This is a genomic window from Lysinibacillus sp. VIII_CA (assembly GCF_049943995.1).
Taxonomy (GTDB): Bacteria; Bacillota; Bacilli; order Bacillales_A; family Planococcaceae; genus Lysinibacillus; species Lysinibacillus pinottii.
In genome coordinates this window covers 1-16,631 of record NZ_JBNFXM010000035.1, presented here as the reverse complement: position 1 = coordinate 16,631, position 16,631 = coordinate 1, and the positions used below count along the sequence as shown (strand labels likewise).

Sequence of the window (16,631 nt, the reverse complement as noted above, 5' to 3'; positions counted from 1 at the left end):
GGTGCAATACCGAACTCATTTTATCCAAGCTGCCTAAATCAAAATAACCGTGTCTAACTTTTAGGGGTCACTTCAAACACGCTCGTTTTTCATTCTATAAATATTGCTCACGCCACATCAATTGTTCTTTATCGGTAAGTTGTTGTTCTAGATGGCGGTCCCATTGATTTAATAACATATTCCACACACGAACAAATAGGATATCCTGCTCCTTATCGTAAAGTATAAATTCTAAGCATGGACTATCATTAATTTGTTGGGCTTCTACTTCAACAACTCTTGCAATAATTCTTTGTGAGTTGCCCGTTTCTTCTTCATCCGCTTCTTGTAAGGCAGCTATAATCAGTGTTTCATCAAATTGCTCCTGTTGTTCAGCTTCCTTATCCACATAACGATAAAGCTCTGGTAACTCATCGTATTCATCGTTATTTACATCACTAGTCAGAAATGATTGATGGCAAGGACTAAAGTAAAGAGTAGATGCTTCTACTTCTAGCTCCTCTTCAAAGATACCTTGTTCAAGCTGTTGCTGCCCTTTTTCTGTTAGCTTAAAAAAGCCTTCCTCATTTTTCATAAGACCAACGCGAATCATTAAAGAAATCAGGTCTTCGATAAATAACGGATCTACAAGCAATAATTCGCTCAATTCCTCCACACTTCCAAAATCAGCCTCTTGAATGCTTAGTAGCAGCATTGTCATTAAGACATCCATCGTGGAACGGCGAACCGGCTCGTAAGTTACATCCACTGTACGAATTGGAATACACCACTCAGCAGTATTGATAATTTTTATATTGCGATTTTGTTGCAGCTCACGCATTAATCGTTGCTGTAATTTTGACACTTTAAATCACCAATCCTTCATGATTACGCAAGCCCTCGTAGGATTTTACTGTATTTAATAACTTGGTATACATATCTCTTGTATCTTGATGTTTTGCACGTTTCGCAAACATTTCTGAACTTCCTACAAGCAGTAGTAACTCCCGAGCGCGGGATAGAGCAACATTTAAGCGACGGTAATCTTTTGCAAAGCCAATATCTCCACCCTTTGGCGTATTACGTACCATACTGACAAGTATCACGTCCATCTCCATTCCTTGGAACTTATCCACTGTCCCTGTTCTGAATTGTAAATGTGGTAACTGTAGTTCCTGCTGGAGGAGACGATTTATTTTCTTCACCTGCTCACCGTAGAAGCTAATGACCCCGACGCTTTTCAAGGCATCCTGTGGCATACGCCCAGCTTCTTTTGCTGCCTGCACGGCATCATTTAAGTCTAGCAATATACGACGAATTGTTTGTAATTCACCTTCATTAAAACGACTTGTACCACCCTTTACCTGCTCCTCTAAATAAGGTTTCTCGGTTGGAATATCAATCCACAATAAATGGTCATCACGTTTTACAAATTGCCCCTCTAAACCATGGTCTCTCGCAGAATCCGAGTCTGGCAAGCCACATTGCAAGCCATTTTCTTCTTTCGCATAAAATGGCGTAATACTTTGCATAATTTTTTCATGCATGCGGTATTGAAGAGCTAGCATTTGCTTATGAGTTTGAGGCAGATTATTGAATAAGCGCTCAAATAATGATTCACGAAGTAAATTTTTTAACTCCTGTGCGCCTTCAAAATTTGGATTTTCTTCTAACATCGCCTTCAATGTTTCCTCCAATGTATCGTCACCAAGTAGGGGCGGTAGCTGGTGATGATCCCCTACCAAAATAACCTTTTTCCCCTTCAGCATTGGTAATAATAATTCTGGTGGTGTTGCCTTTGAAACTTCATCAATAATGACAACATCAAAGGTTGGGTAATTTTCCATAAACTCTTTACTCGCCGAAGCTACACATGTGGTACCAATAACATTTGCATGTCGTACATATAATTTTCTAATCTCATCTAAATCATATTCGGTAGCATTTTGTAGCTTTTCTCGCCATTGCTCTTGCAATTTTTTTCGAAGTGGTAGTTGTTTTTCCTGACGCTGTAATTCTTCAATAGCTTGCTTTGAAGTTTGAATAGCCTCCCTAACCTCTTCTGCTGTGCGTTCTGGTGTCGACTGCAATAGCTTCGTGTAGATGGCTAGTTGCTTTTCTTTTTTCAATCCAGCCACATTGATCTCCTTTAACCGCTCTTCCATTTGTGATAGCAGTAGATCTACTTCCTGCAAGCTAGTTTGTACAGTTTGAAGGGAAGCTTGTTTGGGTACTAATTGAACTCTAGCCTTTTCAACTTGTTCTAGTTGCTGATTGGCTTCCTGAAGAGATTCTCGTAATTGTCCCGTAAGAATTTTTAAATATTCAACGGACTCCTCTGGTACTGCTTCTATTAGGAAGTTACCCTCTAGCTGTTGTAATCGCTCTGTATGCTGTATAAATGGCTGCAATTGCCGTTGTATGCTTTGTACATCAAAACTTGTAATTGCACACTCTTGATGTATTAAACTAACAAGATTTTTTCGAAAGGATTCGTATTCTTCGTCTTTATGCGCTTGTTGCTGCTTAAGTGCCATCCCTTTTTGCCATACAAAATCACGACGCATATAGAGTCCCAGCAAATAGCTTTCAATTTCATGAATGTCAGGTGTTTGATCGTCTTGAAATGCCTTGTTTAACTGAGCAAATACACCCGTAAGATTTTGTAAAGAAAATGATTGGACAGGCTGTAATCTACTTTTTGCCTGCGCCTGCTCCTTCACATCATCAGACACTAACGCCTCTAGCTTGGCTATGGCCTTTTGAAGACGGCTATTGATGGTAGACCATGCCTCTAAATCTTTTGCATCCTCTAGATACTGTATTCGATTTATTTGCTGCGAAAGAACATGAGAAGGACGAATTTGATAATGCTGTAAATATCGTTGGATACGTTCATAGGAAGTCAATGTATGCACATACTTTTGCGCTTCCTTCATGATGATGAGACGATTATTTTCTATTTCATATTTTTCTTGAATATCCTGGAATTGTACAGCTAATTGCTGTTTTTGCTCCAGCAATTCTTTATATTGAGTAGCTGCTTCTAATTGCTCCACTTTTTGTGAAGTCTCTTGAATGGTAAGCTGTAGATCTTCAATTGAAGGATGGTCAGCAAGTGTCTGTTCAAGTTGCTGTATAATCGGCTCTATTTGGGCGAGCTGCTTCTCATAATGCTCTTTTTGAGCTTCATATGTCTGTTGCTCTGTTTTCGCAGTTTTTAAGTCTTTTTTTAACGCTTGAATTTCCTGCTGAAGAATTGGTTCTTCAATAGCAGCTTGCTCTTTAGCGGTCATCTCTTGCGCCAGTTCCTCAAGCCATAACTCTAATTTTTCAAGCTCAGCTTTTGCTTTAGTCAGATTGTCCTTGAACATCTGCTCACGTTCAGGAAAGACCAAAATTGCCTCTTCAATTGCTGCCAATGTTTGCTCACGCCACTGTAGAGCCACATTTTCTTCAATAAATTTTTTTCCCTCTTCCTCAATACTTTCCGTTCTACCATAGCGTAAAATCCTAATTTCTTGATTGGAAAGAAGCCGTCCTAAAGCATTATCTACTGCTAGATTTGACTGAGATGCAACAAGCGTTTTTAAACCAGCTTTCACATTTTGCTGACAAATCTCTGAAATGACAGTTGTTTTCCCTGTACCAGGTGGACCTTGAATCACATATAAATCTTCAACAGATAGAGCACCTAAAACCGCTCGTCTTTGATATTCATTTAAATGATTGTGAAATTCAATATCTTCACGAAGCTTCGATGCTCGTACAGATGGTCTTTTTTCAAATAGGATCGTCTCTAAATTAGGATTAACAGCCTCACCCTTTTCTAGCTTGGTAAAGCCATTCCGTAATCTTCTAATTTGACTTAATGTTGCAAAATTGCTGAAGCTCGCTTGTTTCGAACGAAGATTAAGCTGATCCTTACGAGCCAAATCTTGTGTAAAGGGCTTTAAATCAATTTCAACTATTTGTTTTCCAGCATGAGCCTTTAATACTTGTCCTATTTCACCGCGGACTCCTTGTATACTTACACTCAAGCCCTCCAATTGCTTCCATTCCTTATTCTTTATGTAAGGACATACGAGCGTTAAGCGTGTGAAATCTTCATTGAAATAGCTCTGCTTAAATTCACTATGAATATCGTCAATAGTTGCATCGCGCTCTTGTATTTTTAAATAACCTTCCCAGCTAGCAATACGTTTTTTAACATATTCAGTCCGTTCTTCTGCTATCGGTAGCTGTCTGATCTTCGTATGAAGCTCAAGTGGAACACCTGCTCCGTTGTTAGGCTTTGTAACAAATTGCAGTGCTGCTGCTATGCGTCGATTTGTGTTAATCGGACCTCGCATATGCACAAAACGAATATTTGTCGCCAGTAATCCTTCTAGCTTTAGCACACAGTCCATAATCACTGTTTTCTCAGGAACAATATCACTTAACTTTTCATTGTCTTCAGCATTAAAATAGATAGATAAAAATATTTCACCCACTGTTTTTGCTTTGCGTTTTTCTATGTAGACAGTAAAAGATTTTTGTAACGCAAAAAAGGCATGCTCGTTTGCTGAGCATTCCTCTACCGCTTCCTTTGCCTTATTAGTCAAAATAAGACAACAGCGTTGTTTTTCTAGTAAAGCGATGTCCTGCATGAGCAGCCCTCCTTCCAGTGTCACTAAAGTTTTATTTTATCACATACTAAAAGAATACTTACAAAGAAAAATCCCCTGCACAGTGATTTCTTACCACCATGCAAGGGTGCTATTAATGTTGATCGATTGTTTCCTTCGGCAAGTTCTTGCTCATCTCACAGTATTGAACAAATACACGCGCTAATTCACGTAAACGGCTATGAACATCTTCATCTACAATATGATTATCTGCATCAAAATGGGATGTATGTGTATACACATAGTTTGGTGTCACAAGAGCACGGAAGTAGTCTAAAATAGGCTTTAATTGATTTTCTACTACAAGGTGATGTTGATATGTGCCCCCATTTGCAACTATAGATACAGGTTTATAGCGCATTGTTTTAGGATGTAAGAAGTCAAATGCATTCTTCAAAACGCCAGGGATAGATGCTTGGAAAATTGGTGTCGCAATAATATAAGCATCCGCTTCCTCAAATTGTTGAATCATTTTTTTCATATCTTCATTTAACGGTGAGCCATCTACAATTTGATGTTTATATTCACTAAAATGCATCATTTCTAAAACGAAACTAGCATCTAATTCTTTAATATATTGTTCCACTTGCTCTAAAATAGCACCAGTTTTTCGACCAAACATTGTGCCATCAACGAGTAAAATTTTCATCTTCACTTTGCCTCCACATTCATCTTCTACAATAATATTGTATCAAATGAAAAGTGGCTCGGAAAGAACAGGAGTGAGGAAAGCTAGAAATTCAGTCTTTAGGCGGAAAGCAAGAAAAATTACTCTTTATCATATGGTCTGAAATGAACTTCCTTATCAACCACCTCATCTGGGATATTATATTTCTCGCGATCAATCACTACATCGCGATTGACCTTGTCCTCTTCATGAAGCGAATCTGCTTTTTTAATTTTATCCCAATTAAATAGCGTCTCCCTAGAAACATCTTTTTCTGACGTTTCTGGAAATTCCAATGCTGCTAATACATGGGAAGGATAAATGGTCACTGGTTGTTGTTTGCCGTGTAGCGCAATAATCATCATTGCCTTTGCTACTTGAGAGGCTTCAATGGCTCTAAATCTCTTTAGTGGTCCTATTAAAAAAGGCTTGGCTATTTTTAATACCTTTTCTCCAGCCTTTTCCCCTAAACGAAATTCATTCCGTTCTCCTACTAAGAGTGAAGGACGGATTATAGAAAGCTGCTGTAAGCCCAACTCCATTAAATCATGCTCTAGCTTTCCTTTAACTCGGCTATAGTAAAAAGGAGAACTCTCCTTAGCACCCATTGCAGTGATAACAAGAAAATGGGGAATTCCACGCTTTTTTGCCAATGAAGCAATCGCTAAAGGATATTCAAAGTCTACCCTTTCGAATACCTTTCGAGACCCTGCCTTTTTTATAGTTGTACCTAAACAGCAATATAGTTCATGCGCAAATGCTATATCTTGTTCCTCTAACCTATCAAAATCACGAATTTTCACCTCTAGCTTAGGATGCGTAAAAGTTGGTTTTCTTCTTGTAATTACTGTCACGGATACATATTCATCATTTTCACATAATTGCTCTACAAGAGAGGAGCCAGTTAATCCCGTTGCTCCAATTACAATTGCAGCACGCATACCCATGCCTCTTCCCTCCTTCCATAACCACCATCTTTGTTATGTATCGAAATAAACTCACTATATATATCGACCACATTTTTTGATGATTAAAAGCTATTTATCGTATCTAAAAGATAGCTATTTGAAAGATTCACTTAAAAAGATCATTTATCAAATCCTAAATTTTACACATACTTGCTCTTTCTTCACCATAATTTAAAGAGACAGAGGAAAGGGTGGGATACATTTGCAAAACGAAACGCAAGCAATAGTACCGAAAAAAACGATTGTTTTCATTATTGAAAGCTGTATTGATAAAGGGCTGTATCCTTTTGAGCGGGTTTCAACATTAGCTAAACTACTGACGAATGAGAAAGTTTTTATATTTGTAAAAACGCCTTCAAATGAAGGGGTTCAAATTTTAATTAATGAAGGTCTAACCCCTGTTTTATTTGATCATTTTAATGAGCTTCCTAAGCAAATGAAAGGCATTCAGCCAGATTTAATCGTCAGAGATGGCCGCAATTCTGAGGCTTGGCAAGTACAGGATTTACGACCTTTCTGCAAAACGATTCTTCACTTTGATGATTTTGGTGAAGGTGGTCAAGCCTGTGACTGTGTACTTCTAGCACTCTATCACGAGGTAAAAGATTATTTACCGTCTCATTATATTGGGGGGAGCTTTGTTTTTGCATTACCCGAAGACTATCAAAACTTTAGCGATAGACCTGAAAGCAAAACACCTGAAAATCCTCCCCATATCGTTGTAGCTTTTGAAGATGGGGACGAGCATAATTTAACCTATCGTACCCTGCGACACTTAACACAGCTCCAAATTCCACTACAAATTACAGTTATGATTGACGACAGCTACCGCCATGCGACAGACGACTTACAAATGATGGTACTAAGTCGTCGCAACACAGCCATCCTTCGTGATAAAAACGCGCTTCTCAAACTTTTACCAAAAGCAGATGTTATTATTTGCAATGCCAATTATACGCCTTATAAAATTGCCTCTTATGGTGTGCCATGCATTACGCTTGCACAATCGGAGGCAGAGCTATTACATGCTTTCCCAAGAGAACAGAATGGTTTTATTCATCTAGGGCTAGGTCGTAAAATGAAACAATCACAAATACAAAATGCTGTTATGGAGTTTCTTTTACATGAAGCACGCAGTGAACGTGCCGTAAAAAAACAACGCCAGCTCAATCTCGTTAGTAATAATGAAACACTCTTAGAGCTACTTTTAGACTTTGCTTATGATCGTCATAATATCGCTTCTACTTAGTGCTACTTCAAAGATGATTATGATACAATATATAAGAAATTTTCACTTTAGCATCTCATCTTATAAAAGTTGGGACTTAGGTAAGTTCATTTTTTTTCAGTTCCCGATTGATTTTAATGATATGCGGTGGGGGATCAATAAACCCCCATCGCTTTTTACACGCATTCGCTATACAAATACGCTTAAAAAAGGAGCAACCATCATGCCAACCAAAAATGATTTAGAATATCAAATTAAAGAATTAAAAATGGACTATATCAATTTACAAGGCGATATCGAAAAACTTGAGTCAACAGGACACAACGATCAAGTAGCACAGGCAGAGCAACGTCTTGCAAATATGGAGTCGAAGCTTGCAGAGCTGAATAAGCAACTAGCAGAACTATAAAATGGAAACTTGAAAGATAGTTGGAGGAACATATATGGCAATTTTAACAGTAGAAAATTTAGGTCATTCATTCGGAGATCGTACACTTTTTAAAGATGTATCGTTTCGTTTAGTAGAGGGTGACCATATTGGACTCGTTGGGGCAAATGGTGTAGGTAAATCAACTTTAATGGGCATTATCACTGGTCAAACAATTCATGATGAGGGAAAAGTGGAATGGCTCCCTGGTACACATTATGGTTATTTAGATCAACATACAGTACTCACAGCTGGTAGAACGATGCGCGATGTATTGCGTGACGCTTTTCTACCCTTGTATAAAAAAGAAGAGGAACTCAATGAAATTACAGGTAAGATGGCTGAAGCTACACCTGAAGAATTAGAAGTTCTATTAGAGCAAATGGCTGAAGTTCAAGATGCGTTAGATGCAGGTGACTTCTATTCACTCGATATGAAAATTGAAGAAGTTGCGCGCGGGCTTGGGCTCGATGCTATTGGCTTGGAGCGAGATGTGGCTGCCCTTTCTGGTGGTCAACGTACAAAGGTTTTACTAGCTAAGCTGTTATTAGAAAAACCAAAAGTTCTATTATTAGACGAGCCTACAAACTATCTTGATGAAGAACATATTACATGGCTAAAAAACTATTTAAAGAACTATCCATATGCCTTCCTATTAATTTCGCATGATACAGAATTTATGAACGAGACGGTGGATGTCATCTTCCAACTTGAATTTTCAAAGCTAACTCGTTATACAGCAACCTACGAAAAATTCTTAGAGCTTGCTGAAATCAATAAGCGTCAGCATATTGACGCGTATGAAAAACAACAAGAATTCATCAAGAAGCAAGAGGATTTTATTGCCAAAAATAAAGCGCGATACTCTACTACTGGCCGTGCTAAGTCTCGTGCCAAGCAGCTTGACCGATTAGAGCGAATTGATCGCCCAGAAACTGCTGTAAAGCCTGAGTTTGGTTTTAAAGAAGCACGTTCGTCAAGTCGCTATGTGGTAGAGGCTGAAAATTTGGTGATTGGTTATGATAAGGACAAACCATTACTTCCCCCACTCACTTTTGCTATTGAACGAGGAGAGAAGATTGCTTTAGTCGGCATGAATGGTGTAGGTAAATCAACATTATTAAAAACAATGCTTGGTAAAATTAATCCTTTAAATGGCAAAGTGATTCGAGGAGATTATCTTTATCCATCTTATTTCGAACAAGAGGTAAAAGCGGAAAAAATTACACCCATTGATGATGTGTGGAACGCCTTCCCTTCAATGGAGCAAGCGCAAGTTCGTGCTGCCTTAGCGAAAGCGGGCTTAAAGACTGATCACATTACACGTCCACTGAATTCATTATCGGGTGGAGAGCAAGCGAAAGTTCGTTTATGCAAATTAATGATGGAAGAGGCGAACTGGCTTCTATTTGACGAACCGACGAACCATTTAGATGTCGATGCAAAAAATGAATTAAAACGTGCGATGAAAGAATTTAAAGGCACTATTGTACTCGTAAGTCACGAACCTGATTTCTATGATGGTCTCGCTACGAAGGTCTGGAATGTCCAAGATTGGTTCACTTCAGGACAACAAGGCTAAATCTAAAAGGGTAGTCTCAAAGATGATTTGAGACTACCCTTTTCCTATTTGCCAAATTCCACAAATAATTTTAAGTTTCCATGTATAATTCTCCTCATTTAAACATACTATAATCAGTGGACTGATATTTTTTAGCTCGTCATTTCTCTCCTCTTGGACAAGCCTATGCTTCATGTAGTCCCTATTCACTTCCCTAAACTTACATCATTGTAAGCTGTGAAAATGAAACTTTTTTAGGATGATCTTCGTATATGTTAATATACCTGAAAAAAATCATGGTGTTATAGATATTTTTTTAAATAGCTATTGATTTATATATAGCTTACTAGTAAGATATATATATAAACAATTTACCTTACTGATAAGATATTTATAAAATATAATCTAAAAAAGAAAGCGAGGAATGAAGAATGACAGTTACAATTTACTCACAAGCGAGCTGTTCTTCATCCAGAAAAGCACTTAAATGGTTAAAAGATCACAATATTGAATATAAAGAAAAACGTATCACTTCTCATCCACTTACACTTGCAGAATTTAAAGAAATTTTAAGCATGACTGAAGATGGAACAGATGAAATTATCGCAACAAATTCGAATGATTTTAAAAATTTAAATATCGATATCGACCAACTTTCTATTCAGGAGCTTTTTGCTATTATTCAAGCACACCCAAGAATGTTACGTAGCCCTATTTTAATAGATGAAAAACGTATTCAAGTTGGTTACAATGAGATGGACATCCGCCGTTTTATCCCGCGTAAAGTACGTGCTTACGAATTAAATGCGATGACAAGATTGGCACAAGAAAGTTAAAACAGTTTTGGAGATGACCTTCTATGGATCAAGAAAAACAAAAAGCCATTACCTCGTTGTTTGAAGTTGTTTCATCCATTGAGCGTAAGTGGGCGAACGAGTGGAATAATCATAATGCGCTCGGCTTTTCAAAATCCCATATTTTAATTTTAGACTACTTATCGCAGGAGGGCCCTAAACGCCCTTCTGCTATTGCTGAGCGGTTAAAGGTAACGACAGGTGGCGTCACCGTTTTAACAACGAAGCTTATAAATGCTGGCTTTATTGAAAAAACACAGCACGCTACAGATCGACGAGCGTCACAGCTCGTCATAACTTCTGAAGGCGAGAGCATCTTAAAAGAATCTCGTCAACAGGTTAGTGAAATCATCAACAATATGTTTGGAATGCTCACGGCTGAAGAACTGCAAACATTACGCACTATTTTTTCAAAATGTCTATTGGATGTTGATGCCAATCGGCCAGAATAAAGAAATAAAAAGATGCATCGCAATTATTTGCGAATGCATCTTTTTTTAGATTAGTCGACTGAATACTTCCGTCTAAGTACGTATGTTGTGCGACCAATCAGCTTTCATTACGCTGGTAGCACAGATTCCACAATGGCTGTATCTGACATCAGCATTTCTTTTAATCGAGCCTTTGCACGGAATAAACGTGATTTCACAGTACCAATGGAAACTTTCATAATTGTAGAAATTTCTGCAAGTGAATATTGATCTATGTAGAAATACCATAAAGTCTTTCTATAGATGCCATCTAATTGCTCCATTTTATCTTGTACTAGTTTTGTGACAATATCCTTTTCAACCTTTTCTTCTGTTGAAATTTCATTATTGGGAACCAAATCTAATATCGGTACGTCTAATGTTTCAGGTTGGTTCATCATATATTTACTACGACGAACCTTTTTACGATAGCGATCTCTGAATGTATTCATTGTAATGGTTGTAAGCCAAGCCTTAATATGCTCTACTTCAGCTACGCTGTCTTCATAGCGTACAACCTTTACCCAAACTTCTTGCATTAAATCTTCAGCCTCTACATTATTGCGAGTTAGTTTTAAACATAAGTGATATATATAACGATTGTATTCCTCGTATACGCCTTCTAATTTTTCATTCATTGTGTATGCCTCCGCTTCTTGTTCTTGCTTCTATACACATTCTCGCAAAATAATGTATTACACTCTATCGTATTGGCTTTCAATTTCATTACAATCGTGTAAGCTTAAACACTTTTGCTTGTAATATTCGTAAAAATTGTTTTACTACTATATTACTCAGCCTGTATAACACTGCTCTATAACATTAAACTTCTATTTTCATTACTATATTCATAATAATAATTATTGGAAAATTAAAAATCTGCCACTTTAACAATGACTTGTAAAGTAAGCAGATGTATTTCATCTAGTGGGGAACCCCCTATTTTTCGCTTTGGCTAACTTAATAGTCCTAATCGAAAAGCCGAAGCAACGACCTGTGTCCGATTCTTCGCTTTGAGCTTTGTCATTAAACTACTTACATAATCTCTGACTGTATGCTCACTTAGAAATAGTAATCCCCCAATTTTTTTATTGTCATATCCCTCTGCAAGCAGACCCAAAATCATGGACTCCCTTTCTGTTAAGTGAAGTTCTGTACACTTTTCAACCTTTTCACCCTTACGTGATAAAAATAACCCCAACCGCTTCCCTACTTCTTCAAGTAACAATAATTCATTCTTCGTACAATCAAATTCTTCACCTAGCTGGTCAAATGTTAGCCATCCAAATAATTGATCCTGTTGAATAATCGGGATAAATATAATCGACGATAAATTAAATAATTGTATATGTTCTTCCTTCACATAATTTTTAGGGTTTTTCAAATATATAGGTTTTCTTGAGCCGAGTACGGTATTTTCACTGGTTAGCTCCCCTTTCATGCTTTGAACCTTTGGAAGCTCTGCACCAATAACCCCGTAAAATTGATTGGACCAAGGCACATAGGCATAAAATACACATCTTTTATAAGTAAAATACTCTTCACATTTCTTTAAAATATAGGCTAAATCCTGATAACCAGAGGAACTGATGAGCAATTTATCGAGTTTATCCAATAATTGTAGTCGCCTCAACTCCTCATTTTCAGGAGTAGTTCTACGACTATTTTTGTGATCTTCTTCGTCATTAAAGTAAAGCTGTACTAAAAATGTAAATATCGTTAGTACATACATTAGAATGGCATGCATTCGACTAATTTTTTGCTGAATCATGAAAGTAATCAATGATTTCTCTAAAATCAATTGGAATAGATGAAAGCTTCTCGTATCAATAATAGATAGCTGTGATTGAAGCCATGTCTTAAAAAATCTTCTAAAATCATCATTTAGTTCTTCGATAGTTGAATGCGTCATTAAATGTAGAAAGGAATCCAGTAGCATTGCCACTCTTTCTCTATCTGCTTCAGCAATAGAAGGGTCTAGATTGAGGTAAATATTCGTATTCTCTTCAATTTGTTTACTATGAATTTTGATAAATAACACAAATTCTTGAAGTGTCATTTGTTCAAAGGATTGAAATGAGTGCGTCATAGGAAATTCCTCTCCTCCTTACTAAAAATACCCCTATAAATGAAGGGTACTCCATCACTATATTATACAGCATCTTATAGGATAGTATTTCAAATTGAAAGGAGTAAGATGAAGCTATCGCTAAAATAAAGCGAATACATTTGAATCCTAAGGTAACCATATAACCAGAAATAATGGAAGGTGCGTGCTTGAAATGAGACTTGAAAATAAAGTAGCCGTTATTACAGGCGGAGGTACAGGCATCGGGAAAGAAACTGCACTATTATTTGCGAAAGAAGGAGCAAAAATAGTCATTACTGATATAAATGAACAATCTGGGAACGAAACAGTTAGCTGCATCCAAGCAATTGGAGGCGAAGCCTTATTTGTACGTCATGATGTTAGCAATGAAGACGATTGGAAAAAAGTTGCAGATATAACGATTCATACATTTAAAAAAATTGATATTCTTTTCAACAATGCAGGCATTTATATAATTAAAGCACTTGCAGAAATTGAACTTTCAGACTGGAATCGCTTAATGGCCATCAATGTAACTGGTGTTTTCCTTGGCATGAAGCATATCATGCCGCTTATGGCCAAACAAAATAATGGCTCTGTCATTAATGCTTCTTCCATTGCAGGCTTAACAGGTGCTGCTGGACATGTTTTATATGGCGCTAGTAAAGGTGCCGTACGCATTATGACAAAAGATGCCGCAATGGAATATGCCCCATTTGGTGTCCGCGTAAACTCTATTCACCCTGGCTATATCGATACAGGAATGGCCGATTATGCATCTGCAACAACTGGAAGCTCTAAGGATGAATTAGGAAAAAACTTATTCCCATTAGGTCGTTTAGGTTCTGTAAAAGAAGTGGCTCAAACAGTACTGTTCTTAGCTTCTGATGAATCCTCTTTCTCAACCGGTGCCGAATTTGTTATTGATGGTGGAGCAACTGCAAAATAATTATAAAGGTGGTCATTAAAATGAAACTAAAAGATAAAGTAGCAATCGTCACAGGTGGCGCTAGTGGTATCGGTGAAGCAACAGTTCGCCTCTTTGCCCAAGAAGGTGCTCAAGTAGTCATTGCCGATTTTTCAGAACGCGGACAAAACATCTCCGAACAATTGAATAACGATGGTTATGATACGCTCTTCGTAAAAACGGATGTAACAAGCGAAGATGATATTAAAAACATGATTAATGAAACCGTTCTTAAATATGGAAAACTTGATATTATGTATGCCAATGCAGGTGTAGCTGACGATGCACCCGCTCACGAGTTATCATTTGAAAAATGGAAAAGAACAATTGATATAAATTTATCAGGTGTATTTCTTTCTGATAAATATGCCATTGAGCAGTTCCTTGCGCAAGGAACTGGTGGGGTCATAGTTAATGCTGGCTCTATCCATAGTTTTGTTTCCTTACCAAATCCAACAGCCTATTCATCTGCAAAAGGTGGTGTAAAACTATTAACACAAAACCTATGCACAGCTTATGCAAAACAAGGTATTCGCGTAAATGCTGTATGTCCTGGCTATATCGATACACCTCTATTGGCTGAAGTAGACGCTCAAAAGAAAGAATATTTAGCTTCCCTTCATCCACAAGGTCGTCTTGGTAAACCAGAAGAGATTGCCAAAGCTGTTTTATTCTTAGCAAGCGATGATGCAAGCTTTGTTAATGGTACAACACTCCTTGTTGATGGCGGCTATACTGCTCACTAATAAAAAACTAAGGGTCTGAATTCGGCATCGTTCCGAAATCAGACCCTTTTTATTTGATTAAAATTCTCCCAGAGCCAATCCGTCTAGATCATAACCTGAAGCAGTAAGCTTTAAAAGCAGTCGTATTTTATGGTAAAACAATATAAGATTATTTAATGGCACTCCACATGCAGGTATTTTTTCGATAATATAAATATTAATATATTTTAAAGCTAAAAGAGTTGCTATTGGATGAAATGCTTTGTACTTTTATTACATCAGTTATTATGAGGTTGAGGGGTGTTTTATAATGAGTTTAAATGATTGGTTAAATGAAAAAGTTCCAGAAATCACAAGTTCATTATGTGATATTAATCGACAGTATGTGGATATTGAAAATTCAATTGGCTTTGTTGGGCGCAATAAAATTTATAAAATCTTAGATAATTTTCATGAAGTGCTGTTTCCGGGTATCCATACTGCTCCACCGATCGATACTAGACGCGTTAATATAGTAAGTAGTAATAAACTACGTGAAACGGCATTGGATTTACGGGATATTATCGAAAAAGTATTAATTTACAATTTGGAATACAACAGCAATCTTGAAAACTGTACTTGTCAAGAGGATGCAGATCGCATTGTGATGGATTTAATTTCGCAATTTCCAAAAATCCGTAAAACCTTGCAAACGGATATTCAGGCAGCGTACAACGGAGATCCTGCTGCCCTTTCCACAGAAGAAATTTTATTAAGTTATCCTTCGATTGTTGCGGTATATATTCACCGTATTGCACATGAGTTATATGAAGTGGGCGTACCAATTGTCCCACGTATTATGTCTGAGTATGCACATAGTTTAACAGGAATCGATATTCACCCAGGCGCGACAATTGGTGAATCCTTCTTTATCGATCACGGCACAGGTGTCGTAATCGGTGAGACATGTATCATCGGCAATAATGTCAAAATATATCAAAGTGTCACGTTAGGGGCATTAAGCTTCCCTCTTGATGAAAATGGCAATCCAATTAAAGGGATTAAACGTCATCCGAATATTGAAGATAATGTCGTTATTTATGCGGGTGCAACCATTTTAGGTGGCGAAACGACCATTGGTCACGATTCAGTGCTAGGCAGTAACATTTGGCTTATGAATTCAATACCACCCTATTCCCGTGTGTACAACTCACCACCAACACCTAATATCAGTAGTAGTAAATCGAAAAATGTTTAATTCTTTCTTTAAGTAAATAAAAATTGCCCTCACTTATAGACACCTATCGAAAGACACTGTTAAGAATTTTTGCTACAGTGTCTTTCATTTTTCCCTACACCTATTCGTCCGTTACATAGCTAAAGACTGGTATGTCAACACTAAACTGGACAAAAATTATAAGGTCTGTTGCTTGAATTCCACTGGAGTTAAATAGCCTAGTGTCCCGTGAATTCGAATGTTATTGAACCAATGAACATAATCATCAAGTTCAAGAGCGAGCTGTTCAAGAGTAGAGAAATGTGCTCCGTTAGCGAATTCGGTTTTAAATACCTTAAACATCGCCTTAGCCACGGCGTTATCATAAGGGCATCCCTTCATGCTCAGGGATCGCTGGATTCCGAATGTTTCTAGGGCTTTTGAAATGAGCTTATTATCAAACTCTTTTCCTCGGTCTGTATGAAACATTTGTATGTCGTTCAAGTTACCTCTAATACTTACTAGTGCTTGATAAACCAGCTCTGCTGTCTTATTTGCACCAGCACTATGGCCAATGATTTCACGATTGAAAATGTCGACAAATAAGCATACATAATGCCATTTTGTTCCGACACGGACATATGTTAAATCACTCACGATGACAGCCAACGGCTCTTTTTGCTCAAATTGGCGCTGTAATTCATTTTTTATCGGCGCTTCATTACATGTTGAGTTATGCACCTTATACTGTGCTACAGTATAGTTTGATACTAGTCCAAGACCTTTCATTAAACGACCAATTCGACGACGTGATACGTGTTTTGGCTCTGGTAA

General features: G+C 37.5%; 15 protein-coding genes. 8 read left to right on the top strand and 7 right to left on the bottom strand.

Annotated elements, in window-relative coordinates:
- Nucleotides 1–94: 94 nt before the first annotated feature.
- The 4 genes from ACP3VS_RS23520 to ACP3VS_RS23505 all read right to left on the bottom strand — a co-directional run bounded on the left by ACP3VS_RS23520 (nt 95) and on the right by ACP3VS_RS23505 (nt 6,260).
- Entirely contained in the window at nt 95–844 is a 750-nt protein-coding gene (locus ACP3VS_RS23520) for a hypothetical protein (RefSeq protein WP_012292651.1), read from the bottom strand.
- A gap of 1 nt (nt 845) precedes the next feature.
- Nucleotides 846–4,628, bottom strand: coding sequence for a DEAD/DEAH box helicase (locus tag ACP3VS_RS23515; protein WP_426390177.1), 3,783 nt, complete (start codon nt 4,626–4,628; stop codon nt 846–848).
- A 112-nt stretch (nt 4,629–4,740) separates the two neighbouring features.
- A complete protein-coding gene (locus tag ACP3VS_RS23510) occupies nt 4,741–5,295 on the bottom strand; it encodes an NADPH-dependent FMN reductase (protein WP_031418398.1) in 555 nt (184 codons plus the stop codon).
- A 119-nt stretch (nt 5,296–5,414) separates the two neighbouring features.
- Entirely contained in the window at nt 5,415–6,260 is an 846-nt protein-coding gene (locus ACP3VS_RS23505) for an oxidoreductase (protein ID WP_012292648.1), read from the bottom strand.
- A gap of 223 nt (nt 6,261–6,483) precedes the next feature.
- Between ACP3VS_RS23505 and ACP3VS_RS23500 the strand changes: the two genes are divergently transcribed.
- The 5 genes from ACP3VS_RS23500 to ACP3VS_RS23480 all read left to right on the top strand — a co-directional run bounded on the left by ACP3VS_RS23500 (nt 6,484) and on the right by ACP3VS_RS23480 (nt 10,803).
- A complete protein-coding gene (locus tag ACP3VS_RS23500; protein WP_012292647.1) occupies nt 6,484–7,530 on the top strand; it encodes a PseG/SpsG family protein in 1,047 nt (348 codons plus the stop codon).
- A gap of 202 nt (nt 7,531–7,732) precedes the next feature.
- Entirely contained in the window at nt 7,733–7,918 is a 186-nt protein-coding gene (locus tag ACP3VS_RS23495; RefSeq protein WP_008176146.1) for an SE1832 family protein, read from the top strand.
- A gap of 34 nt (nt 7,919–7,952) precedes the next feature.
- Nucleotides 7,953–9,518 (top strand): ABC-F family ATP-binding cassette domain-containing protein, encoded by a 1,566-nt coding sequence (locus ACP3VS_RS23490; protein ID WP_012292646.1) that lies wholly within the window; start codon nt 7,953–7,955, stop codon nt 9,516–9,518.
- Nucleotides 9,519–9,928: 410 nt separating this feature from the next.
- Complete coding sequence (gene spx, locus ACP3VS_RS23485; protein WP_008176149.1) at nt 9,929–10,333, top strand: transcriptional regulator Spx; 405 nt, start codon at nt 9,929–9,931, stop codon at nt 10,331–10,333.
- Nucleotides 10,334–10,356: 23 nt separating this feature from the next.
- Nucleotides 10,357–10,803 carry a MarR family winged helix-turn-helix transcriptional regulator gene (locus tag ACP3VS_RS23480; RefSeq protein ID WP_012292645.1) on the top strand — a complete coding sequence of 149 codons (447 nt, stop codon included), beginning with the start codon at nt 10,357–10,359 and terminating at the stop codon, nt 10,801–10,803.
- Nucleotides 10,804–10,910: 107 nt separating this feature from the next.
- Here ACP3VS_RS23480 and ACP3VS_RS23475 read toward each other — a convergent pair whose 3' ends face one another.
- Together ACP3VS_RS23475 and ACP3VS_RS23470 are read right to left on the bottom strand one after the other, a co-directional pair.
- Nucleotides 10,911–11,459 carry an RNA polymerase sigma factor gene (locus ACP3VS_RS23475; protein ID WP_008176154.1) on the bottom strand — a complete coding sequence of 183 codons (549 nt, stop codon included), beginning with the start codon at nt 11,457–11,459 and terminating at the stop codon, nt 10,911–10,913.
- A 317-nt stretch (nt 11,460–11,776) separates the two neighbouring features.
- A complete protein-coding gene (locus ACP3VS_RS23470; protein ID WP_426390173.1) occupies nt 11,777–12,910 on the bottom strand; it encodes a LuxR C-terminal-related transcriptional regulator in 1,134 nt (377 codons plus the stop codon).
- 193 nt (nt 12,911–13,103) lie between these two features.
- Between ACP3VS_RS23470 and ACP3VS_RS23465 the strand changes: the two genes are divergently transcribed.
- From ACP3VS_RS23465 to epsC, 3 genes are all read left to right on the top strand, one after another.
- Complete coding sequence (locus ACP3VS_RS23465; protein ID WP_426390171.1) at nt 13,104–13,859, top strand: SDR family NAD(P)-dependent oxidoreductase; 756 nt, start codon at nt 13,104–13,106, stop codon at nt 13,857–13,859.
- Nucleotides 13,860–13,879: 20 nt separating this feature from the next.
- Nucleotides 13,880–14,623 (top strand): SDR family NAD(P)-dependent oxidoreductase, encoded by a 744-nt coding sequence (locus ACP3VS_RS23460; protein WP_031418391.1) that lies wholly within the window; start codon nt 13,880–13,882, stop codon nt 14,621–14,623.
- A 289-nt stretch (nt 14,624–14,912) separates the two neighbouring features.
- Nucleotides 14,913–15,839 (top strand): serine O-acetyltransferase EpsC, encoded by a 927-nt coding sequence (gene epsC, locus ACP3VS_RS23455; RefSeq protein WP_012292641.1) that lies wholly within the window; start codon nt 14,913–14,915, stop codon nt 15,837–15,839.
- Between the two features lie 156 nt (nt 15,840–15,995).
- Here epsC and ACP3VS_RS23450 read toward each other — a convergent pair.
- The coding region (locus ACP3VS_RS23450) for an IS3 family transposase (RefSeq protein ID WP_426390169.1) at nt 15,996–16,631 on the bottom strand (636 nt) is incomplete at its 5' end.

Excerpts from the sequence above, each read along its gene's own strand:
- ACP3VS_RS23515 (WP_426390177.1), bottom strand. The coding sequence starts at position 4,628 with ATGCAGGACATCGCTTTACTAGAAAAACAACGCTGTTGTCTTATTTTG.
- ACP3VS_RS23510 (WP_031418398.1), bottom strand. The coding sequence starts at position 5,295 with ATGAAAATTTTACTCGTTGATGGCACAATGTTTGGTCGAAAAACTGGT.
- ACP3VS_RS23505 (WP_012292648.1), bottom strand. The coding sequence starts at position 6,260 with ATGGGTATGCGTGCTGCAATTGTAATTGGAGCAACGGGATTAACTGGC.
- ACP3VS_RS23495 (WP_008176146.1), top strand. The coding sequence starts at position 7,733 with ATGCCAACCAAAAATGATTTAGAATATCAAATTAAAGAATTAAAAATG.
- ACP3VS_RS23490 (WP_012292646.1), top strand. The coding sequence starts at position 7,953 with ATGGCAATTTTAACAGTAGAAAATTTAGGTCATTCATTCGGAGATCGT.
- spx (WP_008176149.1), top strand. The coding sequence starts at position 9,929 with ATGACAGTTACAATTTACTCACAAGCGAGCTGTTCTTCATCCAGAAAA.
- ACP3VS_RS23480 (WP_012292645.1), top strand. The coding sequence starts at position 10,357 with ATGGATCAAGAAAAACAAAAAGCCATTACCTCGTTGTTTGAAGTTGTT.
- ACP3VS_RS23475 (WP_008176154.1), bottom strand. The coding sequence starts at position 11,459 with ATGAATGAAAAATTAGAAGGCGTATACGAGGAATACAATCGTTATATA.
- ACP3VS_RS23470 (WP_426390173.1), bottom strand. The coding sequence starts at position 12,910 with ATGACGCACTCATTTCAATCCTTTGAACAAATGACACTTCAAGAATTT.
- ACP3VS_RS23465 (WP_426390171.1), top strand. The coding sequence starts at position 13,104 with ATGAGACTTGAAAATAAAGTAGCCGTTATTACAGGCGGAGGTACAGGC.
- ACP3VS_RS23460 (WP_031418391.1), top strand. The coding sequence starts at position 13,880 with ATGAAACTAAAAGATAAAGTAGCAATCGTCACAGGTGGCGCTAGTGGT.
- epsC (WP_012292641.1), top strand. The coding sequence starts at position 14,913 with ATGAGTTTAAATGATTGGTTAAATGAAAAAGTTCCAGAAATCACAAGT.